Source organism: Agromyces sp. Soil535 (genome assembly GCF_001428255.1).
Taxonomy (GTDB): domain Bacteria; phylum Actinomycetota; class Actinomycetes; order Actinomycetales; family Microbacteriaceae; genus Agromyces.
In genome coordinates this window covers 469636-481703 of the sequence record NZ_LMRW01000012.1, presented here as the reverse complement: position 1 = coordinate 481703, position 12068 = coordinate 469636, and the positions used below count along the sequence as shown (strand labels likewise).

At 69.1% G+C, this 12068-nt stretch carries 8 protein-coding genes; 4 read left to right on the top strand and 4 right to left on the bottom strand.

What is annotated here, in order from left to right; translation table 11 throughout:
• Positions 1–67 precede the first annotated feature (67 nt).
• Together ASG80_RS11590 and ASG80_RS11585 are read right to left on the bottom strand one after the other, a co-directional pair.
• Positions 68–2353 carry a polyribonucleotide nucleotidyltransferase gene (locus ASG80_RS11590; protein WP_056730684.1) on the bottom strand — a complete coding sequence of 762 codons (2286 nt, stop codon included), beginning with the start codon at positions 2351–2353 and terminating at the stop codon, positions 68–70.
• A 305-nt stretch (positions 2354–2658) separates the two neighbouring features.
• Complete coding sequence (locus ASG80_RS11585) at positions 2659–3225, bottom strand: OsmC family protein (protein ID WP_056730682.1); 567 nt, start codon at positions 3223–3225, stop codon at positions 2659–2661.
• Between the two features lie 96 nt (positions 3226–3321).
• On the opposite strand from ASG80_RS11585, the gene ASG80_RS11580 reads away from it, so the two are divergent.
• Positions 3322–4047, top strand: coding sequence for a metalloregulator ArsR/SmtB family transcription factor (locus ASG80_RS11580; protein ID WP_235508282.1), 726 nt, complete (start codon positions 3322–3324; stop codon positions 4045–4047).
• 78 nt (positions 4048–4125) lie between these two features.
• Positions 4126–4317, top strand: a complete 192-nt coding sequence (locus tag ASG80_RS11575) for a DUF5302 domain-containing protein (protein WP_056730677.1) — start codon at positions 4126–4128, stop codon at positions 4315–4317.
• A gap of 136 nt (positions 4318–4453) precedes the next feature.
• Here the strand turns inward: ASG80_RS11575 and ASG80_RS11570 are convergent, their stop codons facing one another.
• A complete protein-coding gene (locus tag ASG80_RS11570) occupies positions 4454–6565 on the bottom strand; it encodes a glycosyltransferase (RefSeq protein WP_056730675.1) in 2112 nt (703 codons plus the stop codon).
• A gap of 236 nt (positions 6566–6801) precedes the next feature.
• Between ASG80_RS11570 and ASG80_RS11565 the strand changes: the two genes are divergently transcribed.
• Positions 6802–10893 (top strand): DUF3376 domain-containing protein, encoded by a 4092-nt coding sequence (locus ASG80_RS11565; protein WP_162256622.1) that lies wholly within the window; start codon positions 6802–6804, stop codon positions 10891–10893.
• Between the two features lie 111 nt (positions 10894–11004).
• The gene (locus ASG80_RS11560; protein ID WP_056730671.1) at positions 11005–11208 is read left to right on the top strand and encodes a dodecin family protein; all 204 of its coding nucleotides are present in this window, start codon (positions 11005–11007) and stop codon (positions 11206–11208) included.
• An 87-nt stretch (positions 11209–11295) separates the two neighbouring features.
• Here ASG80_RS11560 and ASG80_RS11555 read toward each other — a convergent pair whose 3' ends face one another.
• Positions 11296–11787 (bottom strand): hypothetical protein, encoded by a 492-nt coding sequence (locus ASG80_RS11555; protein ID WP_056730669.1) that lies wholly within the window; start codon positions 11785–11787, stop codon positions 11296–11298.
• Between the last annotated feature and the right edge of the window lie 281 nt (positions 11788–12068).

The following is a 12068-nucleotide window of genomic DNA, read 5'->3' as shown; positions in this document are numbered from 1 at the left end:
AAACGACGGATGCCCCGCCCGAACGTATCGGGCGGGGCATCTGCGTGCGAGTGGTGAGACCCGAGGACTAGACCTCGACCTCGGCGCCCTCGGCGGGCTCCTCGGCGTGCACACCGGCCTCGCGGCCGTTGGTGTCGGCCTCCTCGGCCAGCACCGGGGCGAGCGAGAGCTTGCCGCGGTCGTCGATCTTGGTGATCTCGACGAGGATCTTCTGGCCGACGCCGAGCACGTCGTCGACGTTCTCCACGCGCTTGCCGCCGGCGAGCTTGCGCACCTCGGAGATGTGCAGCAGGCCGTCCTTGCCGGGCAGCAGGGAGATGAACGCGCCGAAGGCGGCGATCTTCACGACCGTGCCGAGGAACTGTTCACCGACCTCGGGGTTCGTCGGGTTGGCGATCGCGTTGACCTGGGCGCGGGCGGCCTCGGCCGAGGGGCCGTCGGTCGCGCCGATGTAGACGGTGCCGTCCTCCTCGATGGAGATCTCGGCGCCGGTCTCGTCCTGGATCGCGTTGATCGTCTTGCCCTTCGGGCCGATCAGCTCGCCGATCTTGTCGACCGGGATCTGCACGCTGATCACGCGCGGGGCCGTCGGAGCCATCTCGTCTGGACCCTCGATCGCGGCGTTCAGCACGGCGAGGATCGTCGTGCGGGCGTCCTTCGCCTGCGTCAGCGCGCCGGCGAGCACCGAGGCGGGAATGCCGTCGAGCTTCGTGTCGAGCTGGATCGCGGTGACGAACTCCGACGTGCCGGCGACCTTGAAGTCCATGTCGCCGAGCGCGTCCTCCGCGCCGAGGATGTCAGTGAGGGCCGCGTAGCGGGTCTCACCGTCCACCGTGTCGGAGATGAGGCCCATCGCGATGCCGGCGACCGGTGCGCGTAGCGGCACGCCCGCGTTGAGGAGCGAGAGCGTCGACGCGCAGACGGAGCCCATCGAGGTCGAGCCGTTGGAACCGAGCGCCTCCGAGACCTGGCGGATCGCGTAGGGGAACTCGTCGCGCGTGGGCAGCACCGGCACGAGCGCGCGCTCGGCGAGTGCGCCGTGCCCGATCTCGCGACGCTTCGGCGACCCGACCCGGCCGGTCTCACCGGTCGAGTAGGGCGGGAAGTTGTAGTTGTGCATGTAGCGCTTCTTGGTGACCGGCGACAGCGAGTCGATCTGCTGCTCGAGCTTCAGCATGTTCAGCGTCGTGACGCCCAGGATCTGGGTCTCACCGCGCTGGAAGATGGCCGAGCCGTGCACGCGGGGCACGACCTGCACCTCGGCGTCGAGCGGGCGGATGTCGGCGAGACCGCGGCCGTCGATGCGGACGCCCTCCTCGAGCACGCGCGAACGCACCACGAGCTTGGTGGCCGACTTGTAGGCCGCGGCGACCTCGCCGTTGGCGGACTCGGGGAGCTCGCCGTTCTCGACCTTCGCGGCGACCTCCGCCTTGACGCGGGCCTTGAGCTCGTCGTCGGCGTCCTGGCGCTCGACCTTGCCGGCGATCTGGTAGACGCGCTTCAGCTCGTCATACGCGAACGCGGCGACGACGTCGTACGTCGACTGCTGGTAGGGCGGGAACGTCGGGTAGTCGGCGGTGGGCTTGGCCGCGGTGGCCGCGACCTGCTGCTGCGCCTCGACGAGCTGCTTGATGAACGGCTTCGACGCCTCGATGCCCTCGGCGATGACCGTCTCGTCGGGCTTCACCGCGCCGGCCTGGATGAGGTTCCACGCGTTGTCGGTGGCCTCGGCCTCGATCATCATGATGGCGACATCCTGCGAGCCGTCGGCCTCGGTGACCACGCGACCGGCGACGACCATGCTGAACACGGCCTCCTCGATCTGCGAGTACTTGGGGAAGCCGACCCACTGGCCGTCGATGAGCGCGACGCGCACGCCGCCGACCGGGCCGGAGAAGGGCAGGCCCGAGAGCTGCGTCGAGAGCGACGCCGCGTTGATCGCGAGCACGTCATAATACTCGTCGGGCTCGATGGCGAGCACCGTGACGACGACCTGCACCTCGTTGCGGAGGCCCTCGACGAACGAGGGGCGAAGGGGGCGGTCGATCAGCCGGCAGGTGAGGATCGCCTCGGTCGACGGGCGGCCCTCACGACGGAAGAACGAGCCGGGGATGCGGCCCGCCGCGTACATGCGCTCCTCGACGTCGATGGTGAGCGGGAAGAAGTCGAACTGCTCCTTCGGCTGCTTCGAGACGGACGTGGCCGACAGCAGCATCGTCTCCTCGTCGATGTAGGCGACGGCGGAGCCCTGCGCCTGCTGGGCGAGGCGACCGGTCTCGAAGCGGATGGTGCGGGTGCCGAACTTGCCATTGTCGATGACGGTCTCGGCGAACGTGATTTCAGGACCTTCCAAGAGGTCTTTCTCCTTTGTTTAGGCTCGCGAGCCCAGATGGCAGGCGAGTGCTACTCAGGAGCAGGGGAACAGGCAGAACTCAGCGTTCAGGTTGAATCGCGGGCGCTGGCCACCAGTAGAAGTCCACCATCCGCTCGGTGTCGCTCTCGCGACCTGCCCGTTTGGTAATCCACCACAGGGGACCAGCATTCTGCCAGCCTGCTCCGTCGGTGCTCTATGAAGTTGTGGAAACCCACAGGGCAACCTACGCAACTCTAGCAGAGGGTGCAGCGAGCGCCCCAGAGGCGGCGTCATGCGCCCTCGATTCAGACGATGTCGATGGTGGTCTCGATCGGAATGGGGTTGACCAAGCTGTCGCGAACCGGCGATGTGCTCTGGACGTAGCTGCACAACTCCGTGAGCTGCTCGCGCGTGGCGTTCGGGCTGGATACCCGCGCATGTGCGCGAATGGCAGTGAATCCGGGACGCGGACCCTCCAGGCCGAGGAACGGTCCGACGTCCACGTCACCGTCCACCTGGAACTCCAAGGCGCTGATCTCGATGCCCTGCGCGGCGGCGTTCGCCACGTACCCGACCGCGTAGCAGAAGGCGAGAGCCTGCAGCAGCAACTCGACGGCGTTCGGGCCGGCATTGTTGCCCAGGAGCACCGGTGGCTCATCCCCCTCGAGCTGGAACCCCTCCGTCCTGGATGCATCGGACTCACCGGCATGGGTGAATCCGACGATCCGACCCACGTTATGCGTGCCGTCGCGCCAGGTGCTGGACGCACTGAAGGTGAAACTCCCCAGCGCGGGATCGGACCGGATCGCCTCTACCGTCGCAACCAGACGGTCGACATCGATGCCGTTGCGGCTGCTGGTGGTCGTACCCATCTCACTCGCCCTCTTTCCCACCTAGTCAAATCATCACTTGAATACTTGAATCTCATACCCACACGGGCTAGCTTGTCAAGCACTCATTTGAATAACGTGCAGGAGGACGGACGAGTGGGAGACAGAGCGGCCAAGGATTCACTGTTCGATGCATTCGCGTCGGTTGCAGGAGCCCTCGGCAGTGGGCGGCGAGCGGAGATCATCGACGTGCTGGCCCAGGGCGAGCGCGCCGTCGAAGAGATCTCGATGGAGATCGGGCAGAGCACCGCGAACACGTCTCATCACCTGCAGCAGCTGTTGCGTTCGGGCCTCGTTCGCACCCGACGCGCGGGAACACGTATCTACTACAGACTGGCCGGCCCCTCGGTGACGGAGCTGTGGGCTGCGATTCGCCGCGTCGCTTCTGAGCAGGTGGCCGAGCTCGACGAACTCGCCGCGGCGTATCTGGGCGACAGGTCGACGTTGGACGTTCTGACACGCGAGGAGCTGAGCGACCGGATGGCCGCCGGCGATGTCGTGGTCCTCGATGTGCGACCCGCACCCGAGTACTGGTCGGGCCATATCGCGCACGCCGTCTCGATCCCCGTTCGGGATCTCGCCGCGAGGCTGGACGATCTACCCAGGGGCAGCAACATCGTTGCGTACTGCCGAGGCCCGTACTGCGTGTTCGCCGACGAAGCGGTGCGGACCTTGCATCGCGAGGGATTCACCGCAGTCCGTCTGGAAGACGGGTATCCGGAGTGGGCGGCCTCGGGACTCCCCGTCGAGACAGGCGCGTCGCTCACAAACGCAGAGCCGGAGGCCGGAACGAACGCGCAATGACTCGACACCGCGGCCGGACCGATCGCCGTCCCGGCGCCGCGAACGCGAGGCCGCGGCATCCGTGCGAGACTCGAAGGCATGACTTCCGACGAGCAGAGCACGACGGGCCCCTCCGAGGAGACCAAGCGAAAGTTCCGTGAGGCGCTCGAGCGCAAGAACAAGGCCTCGAAGCAGCGCGAGGGCGAGTCGCACCTCGACGGCGGAGGCGGCGCCCAGCAGACGCACGGCCCCGTCGACCACAAGCGCGAGTTCCGCCGCAAGTCTGGCTGAGGGGGTCGGCCCCGACCTTGTCGGACCGGCCTTCACCGATTACTGGGTCTACGTCGCCGGGCCGTTGACCGGCGACACCGAAGTGCCCCGCCCCGAACAGTCCTGAACGACCCCGCGTCCGAGCCCGTATGACGGGTCAGGATCCAGTCGTCCGACGGAGCGCGTCGATGTCGAGCACCGACACGAGCTCGGGGCGCTTCGGATCCCGCCCGTCACCTGCGGCACGCCCGCGGAGCCGCCTGGCCATCCACGGCGCCGCGTGACGCGCGAGCCACTCGGCGTCGCCGACATGGCGGTCTCCGATCTCGTCGTCCTCGTGCACGGCGCGCTCGAGCGCGCCCAGCGCCGTTGCGTCCCGGACGCCGAGCACCCGCGCGGCGGCGTATGCGAGCACGCGGTGCCCGGCGGAGTTCAGGTGCACCCGGTCCTCCGCCCACATCGCCCGGTCGACGAGTTCCGCCCTGGAGCGGACGTCGAGCAGCATCGCTCCCTGCTCGTCCGCGATCGCGGCGAGCCGTTCGGCGAAGGCCGCGAACCGCGACACGAAGAGCCGCGACGCGGGTCGCTTCGGCATGAACGGGGTCACGAGCAGCACGTCGGCCCCCGTCGCCCGCACCGCGCCGACCGCGTCGCCGAGGCGCGCGGCCAGCGCTGCGGCATCCGCTCGAAGGCCGACCAGGTCGTTGCCGCCGATCAGCACGCTCACGAGGTCGGCGCCGTTCGCCGCGGCGAGTGGGAGCTGCACATCGACAGCGTCGGCCACCTTGCGGCTGCGCACCGCCACGTTCGCATAGGCGACCGGCTCGGACGCCGGGCTCGCGAGCGCGAGAAGCAGGGCGAGCCGGTCGGCCCAGCCCCGGTATTCCCCAACCGGCATGCGCGACGCGTCGCACAGCCCTTCCGTGAGCGAGTCGCCGACGGCCACGTATCGTCGCCACGACGGCGAGGCTGCGACTCCGGATGCCTCGCCGCCGAGGTCGAAGCCGGCCGCGGGCGCTCCGGGCTCCGACGGGCGCAGCTCCGACGGGCGCGGTGCCGTGGTCGCCGGTGCCGTGGCGATCGCGGCCCCCGTCGCCTCGCCTGGCCCATTCGCACGTTCGGAACGGGCCCCCCGGCGAAGGCCGACGGCAGCCGTGCGCGCACCGATCACGTCCTCGTAGTGGCCGATGAGCTCGTCGCCGAGCACGTCCCAACCGCGTCCGCGCACGGCCTCGCGTGCGCGGGCACCGAACGCACGGCGCTTCGCGTCATCGCCGACCAGATCGCGCACCCGCTCACGGAACTCGGCGAGGTCGCCGGGCCGGTACAGCCAGCCGTCGACACTCGAGCGCACGAGGTCGAGCGGCCCGCCCCGACCGGTGGCCACCACGGGAACGCCGCTCGCGAGTGCCTCCTGCACGGTCTGGCAGAACGTCTCGCTCTCGCCGGGGTGCACGAACACGTCGAGGCTCGCCATCGCCTCGGCGAGCGCGTCGCCCCCGAGGAAGCCGGTGAAGCGAGCCTCGGGCAGCATCCGCTCGAGTGCGGGTCGCGAGGGGCCGTCGCCGATGATGACGAGCCGGGTGCGAGGCAGGTCGGCGATCGCGCGGAGGTCCTCCACCTGCTTCTCGGGGGCGAGCCTGCCCACGTAGCCGACCACCACCTCGCCCGACTCAGCGATGCTCCGGCGCCAGCGTTCGCTGCGACGCGAGGGGGCGAACCGCTCGGTGTCGACGCCGCGGCGCCAGATGCGCACCTGGTCGTCGTCCACGCCGGCAGCAGCGAGCCGTTCGACCGCAGAGCTCGAGGGCGCGAGGGTGAGCGTCGCGCGGCGGTGCAGCCGGCCGAGGTGACGCGTGAGCGCCGGGGCCGCACCGGGCACGCCGTACTTCTCGGCGTAGGACGGGATGTCGGTCTGGTAGACCGCGACGGATGGCACGCCGAGCGGCTCCGCCGCGGCGAGTCCCCGCCAGCCCAGCACGAACGGCGATGCGAGGTGCATCACGTCGGCGCCGTGTTCGCGCAGCACGGCCGAGAGGCGACGCACGGTCGCGAGCGTGACGCGCACGTCGGGGTAGCTCGGCAGCGGCATCGACGGCAGGAGCACCGCGCGGGCACCGAAGAGCGACTGGTCGATCGGGCCCGACCTGGGGGCGACGACGACCGCCTCGTGACCGCGTCGTTCGAGGTGGCGGAGCACCTGCAGCAGTGAGTGCGTCACGCCGTTCATGTGCGGGAGGAACGATTCTGCGAGGAGGGCGACCTTCACGACTCCAGCGTGAGCGACCGGCGGGCCGCTCTACGACCGGATCGGGCCCGATCGCCGAGGATTCATCGACTCGTCGGATGCCGTTCGCCGTCCGGTCCCCCGTGAGTTCTCTCTCGGCTCGCGATCACCCTTCGTCGCGCCGCCGTGGATGAATAGGTGGTACCCCGGAGGTGGTGACCCGGTGGGCTTCCTACACTCACGATGAATCCTCATGTTCTTTGATGTGGGAGGCGAACATGAGCGCGCAAGCCAGCAACGTCGGATTCGTGACCCTGCGCCTCGAGGGCGCTCAGACCGAAGCCGCATTCCACGAACTCGATACCGCGGCCAGGGCGCAAGACGACGGCGTCCTGCCCGCGGCGATATGGGACCTGAAACCGTGGCATCGACGCACACTCCGTGTCGCACTTGCGATGAAGGGCGGCCTGAGTCTGGCCGTGTGGATCGGGGGCGCGATCGCGGAACTCGACATCCTGCGGCGAATCCGCATCTACGACGACGACGGTGAACCACGAGCTCTCGTGCTCCACATGACGGACGATGCCGAACGGCGTTCCGGCGGCCCCGACAAGCACCTCATCCGGCGAGCGGAGCATTACGCCCGGCTGCTGATGTCGCGTGGGTACGACCGTGTCGAGTTCGACGTGCTCGCGGGTGCGAGTGCCGGTGGATTGAACGGCGTGCTCTACGGGGTCGCACAGCGGGCGGGGGTCGGATTCGACACGATCCTCAGCACCTGGTTGACCACGGGCTCTGCGTGGGGGCTGCTGCAGACCGGCAAGCCGCACCGATTCGACTCCGTGGCGCGCGGTGACGACTACTTCTGGCCTGAGGTCTCGACCGCGATCACCAGGATCATCGAACAACGCAGTCCGGGGAGTCCGCTTCGCGCCGACCAGGTCGTCGTGGACCTCTCCGCGACGCTCCTGGACGCGGTCGACAGCAGCGATCGCACCACGGCGGAGGGGCGGGCGCAGTTCCGGTTCGTGGGTGGTCGAGACGAACTCGACGACCGCGCCATCCCGCCGCGGGGCACAGACGAGCTCTCCGCGCGCGACTTCGCCGACATCGCCCGGATCGCCTATGCCGCGCGATCGACGTCCTCGTTCCCGTTCGTCTTCGAGCCGGCCCTGATCTACTCGGGCTCGCATGCACTCGCGACCGCGCACGGCTGGGACGCCCCGCGCGACCCGTGCTTGGCGCTCGACGCGCCCGACATGCGAATGGTCTTCAACGCCCACCGTTCGGATGCCGCGACACAGCCGTTCCGCGTCGCCGACGGCGGCATCCTCGACAACATACCGATCGATCGTGCCCTGAATGCGGTGCGGAACATGCCAGCCGACGAGCACAGCAACCGAGCGATCCTCTACCTCGATCCGTCACCGAAGGAGACCGCAGGGCTCTTCCGCCGTCCGACCGTGTACGAGGAGGGTCGGCCGACCCTCCTGCGTGATGCCACGGCTGCCACCGAGCTCGGTCCGTCATCGACGAAGCCGGTCTTCAGCACCGATCCGTCCACGATCCGCAACGACGTCGGTTCGAGGCTCATGAGCACGGTGACGGCATCGCTCCGCAAGCGCAGCGCGCGCGAGTCCCGTGACGACGAGATCGAGGAGGTCGACCTCGTACGCGCCACGACCAGTGTCGCGAAGGCGCGGAATGAGGTGCTCGCGGTGCGCCTCGACGGCCGGGCGATGGACGATCAGAGGGAGGCCGAGGTGGCCCGGGCCTACGCCCGGTATCGTGCCGCGAGCGACTTCGAACTGCTCGCCCCGGCGATGCTCCACCCGGGCGAGTGGATCCTCGGCACCGACCTCGGCAAGCGACCTGAGCTGGTCGCCCTCGACCGCCTCGGCATCGTGCACGTCGAAACCGCCTTCCGACGTCACGCGATCCACTTGGATCCCACCGACGTGCAGCCGCATACGGTGCCCACGGCCCGAGGGCGCCAGGCCCTGGTCGATGCGACGCTCGCCGCCCTCAGCTGGACGCGCGCCATCGAGCAGACGGCGTTCCAGGCGGGTCGACTCGTCGATCTCGACCGGCAACTCGACGACTCGCTCCGCCCGCCGAGACACGATAGATCCGATCCGGAGTCGGATCAGATCACCATGGGACCGCTGCCCGAAGGTGCCCCGCGTTCGCTGGCCCGGCGCAAGCTGAGTCGCGTCATGCGCGACGCGGCGAGAGATCGCGACGCAGCGATCCTCTCCACCCTCCGCAAGGCGCAGGCGGTGCTGCAGCGACAGCAGTTCACGACGGGCACGTCACTGAGCCTCGCCGGAGCCCGAAGGGTCGTCGAGCGCTGGGCGGCGGCGGACACCGTCGACGACACCGATCTCGCCGACAGGTGGGCCCACCTCGATGACATCGTTCGGTGGCTCCTCGACGTCTCGTCGCGGATCGACGAACTGGCACATGAGCGGTGGTCGCGAACACCCTGGTCGCGTCTCATGCAGCCCGACGGAGTCGCGCTTCCCGCGCGGCAGCTCCCGCTCCTGTTCGGCGGCAGCGGCATCCCGCAACCGATCTCGTCGGTACGGTTCCACCGCATCGGATCGGACGTGCAGCCCGCTCAGCCGCTCGAGTATCGGAAGCTCATGGAGGACCAGCTGCTCCGCGGCTACCGCGCCGCCCTCGCGCATACGGCCGACGAGCTCGATGCCGTCACGGTCGGAAACTGCCTCGACGAACAGTCGCTGCGTTCGACCGCGAAGCTCGCCGGGCTGAGGGCCGCGAATCTCGCGGGATTCCTGAGCGCGCACTGGCGTCGCAACGACTGGTGGTGGGGGCGGCTCGATGCGGCATCCGGCGTGATCGAGTTCCTCTCGTCGTTGCCGTCGGTGGCCGACGAACGGCCTGCTGTGTCGAAGCAGGATGCCGTGGAGCCCGCCTCCGCCGAGATCGACGAGATCGACCCCGATGCGGCCGAGGCGCAGCTCCTCGGTCTGGTGCACGACGAACTGTTGCGGCAACTCGTCACGGATCGCGATCTGCTCACGATCCCGCCCACGATGTCGGAGGACGAACCCAGGGATATCCGCGCCACCTTCGTCCGTGGCGCTCAGGGATTGGATGCCCTCGCCGACTCCTACCGGATGGCGATCGCCTCACGCACCCTCCGTGCCGCGTCGACGGCGCTCACGCAGGGCCTGCCCGCATCCTCGCCGAAGCGATTCCTGCACTGGCTGGTTCGACCAGTCGCGGTCCTTCTGCCGTCGTTGATCTCGGTACCGAGGCTCATCCTCCTGTACGCCTTGCTCGTGTGCGCAGCCCTCACTGTGTGGCCGATGATCGAGTGGACACCCGAGTCCCAGTCGGCCGGCGACTCGACCGTCGTGGCGTCTCTCGCGGGAGTGATCGCGGTGGCCGCGCTCATGATGATCCGCGTGGTGGCCGCTGCGTCCGCGCGAAGGCGGCGGGATCGCCGGATCCTGGCCCACACGAGTACGCGACGCTGGACTCGGAGCGTGATCGCAACTGCACAGCGACGCGCACGAGCGGCACGGGCAGGTCTCGTGGGGGCGACAGCGGCACTCGCCGGCGGGCTCGTCGTCATCGAGGTCCTCTACGGGATGGACAACGTGCTGTTCTGGGCGCTCCTCATCGCCTTCATCGCGACGGGCGAGGCGACGGCGCATGCCATGCAGACCGTGCCCGCGACACTCGCGCGCACATCGTCGCCGACGCCGCTCGCCGGGATCGCCGGTATCGCCGCGATCCTCGTGACGATCGCGGTGACGGGTCATCTCGCGCCGCTGCCGCATGAGCCGGCGGGGTGGGCGAGCTGGAGTGGATGGTCGGCGGTCGGCTGGCATGCGCTCGGCGCCGCCCTCGTGGGCGGCGCGATCGCGGCGACCATGCTCGCCGGCGTATTCCGCCGTCGATGGCGGATCCTCGTGCCGGTCACGGTCACCGCAGCGGCCGCGGGGCTCGCTTCGATCCTCGTCGCCGCCGCCCTGGTGCCGTTCCCACCGGTGGTCAACCAGGTCGCCGATGTGATCGTGGTCGGGTGGTGTGCGGGCACGGCGCTCTGGTGGGCGCCATGGTGGCGCGGATGGGCCACGGGAACCAAGGACGGCCCCGAGGACCGAGTGCACGACCTGGACTGGGCGGACACCCGGGTTCCCACCGTCGGCCGACGCAGGCGCCGTACCGCTCGAGCTGATCGACGTGCGGAACGAGCCGGGGAGCCTCCGACCGAGCGCACACCACAAGCCCCCGCGGACGCGTCGCCCGCCATCGTGACCTCACCGTCGGAGCCGACGATCGACGCCCACGACGAGGTGGGCGCAGACGACGACGTCATCACTCCCGTGCGCTGAGGCGAGGATGGGGCGTCGGCTCCGGCATCCGTGCGTCGACCTCTCGCGCTCGACGCCCGAACGGAGGACGATGGGCCTTGAAGCACACCGGACTGTTCGAGGAGGAACGCCATGTCATCCGTCGCAAGGGTCACCACCATCACCGTCCGCTCGGAGACGAGCTTCGAGGACGCCGTCGCGGTCGGCATCGCCCGGGCCGCACAGACGCTGCGGCATGTCAGCGGCGCGTGGGTCAAGGAGCAGAAGGTCGAGGCGACGGAAGGGAAGATCACGGGCTGGTCCGTGACACTCGAGGTCAGCTTCGTCCTCGAGTGACCGCGGGACGGCGCCGTCCGACGGCGACCGCACGAGGGCGGGAAGGCCGCAGCCTTCCCGCCCTGTCCTATGCGACTCGAGGTGTGATCAGAAGCTGAAGCTTCCGGGGATGGCGAGGAACGCACCGCTCGTGAGGTCCTCGATCGAGATGTCCGACCAGGTTCCCGATATCAGTGTCGCTGTCTGCCCGTTCGGGCAGTCGAGCGCGTCTGCCGCCGCCGGCACGCTGAGCGTCAGCGAGCCGGTCACGTTGCCGTTCTTGCCTGCGGTGAAGGTCCCGCTCTCGGAGACATCCGAGGAGATCGTCGTCTTCTTCGCGTCAACCGGAACGTTGCCGCCGCCGTTGACGCACGAGTAGGTCGCGTCGAGGTGCGCGGTGGCCTGGATGGTCTCAACCGAGCCCGACTCGAGGCCGGCCTCCTTGAAGTCGACAACCAGTGAGGTCCCGTCGAGCGACGCCGTCGTGGCTTGCTTGATGAAGTGGGGGCTGCCTGCGTACGCGGGTGCGGCGCCGCCGATTGCTAGCGCGACGGCGGCGAGCGCGGCGGCAGCAGCCGCAGCGATGCGGTGGATGGACATAGTGGTTCCTTCCGATCGGGTTGTGGAACGGGTGGCCCGGCCGCACAGGCCGTGAACCCTCGTGATCCGCCCCGATCGGAATGCGCGCGGCATTCGCGGCCATCGGCCGCGCCCCCGCTGGTCAGGGTACTCGACACAGGGCGATGCGTGAAGGGTTAGTGAGATTTTCTCACCATAACTGGGGGTAGCGCGCCGGCGTCGAGGCCTCGCGAGGGTGCATCCACGGACACTCGGCGTCCCTTCCCGAGGGTGCGCATCGCGCGTACCGTGAACCCCACGCG

Excerpts from the sequence above, each read along its gene's own strand:
- ASG80_RS11585 (WP_056730682.1), bottom strand. The coding sequence starts at position 3,225 with ATGGGTACGACCACCAGCAGCCGCAACGGCATCGATGTCGACCGTCTG.
- ASG80_RS11575 (WP_056730677.1), top strand. The coding sequence starts at position 4,126 with ATGACTTCCGACGAGCAGAGCACGACGGGCCCCTCCGAGGAGACCAAG.
- ASG80_RS11565 (WP_162256622.1), top strand. The coding sequence starts at position 6,802 with ATGAGCGCGCAAGCCAGCAACGTCGGATTCGTGACCCTGCGCCTCGAG.
- ASG80_RS11560 (WP_056730671.1), top strand. The coding sequence starts at position 11,005 with ATGTCATCCGTCGCAAGGGTCACCACCATCACCGTCCGCTCGGAGACG.
- ASG80_RS11555 (WP_056730669.1), bottom strand. The coding sequence starts at position 11,787 with ATGTCCATCCACCGCATCGCTGCGGCTGCTGCCGCCGCGCTCGCCGCC.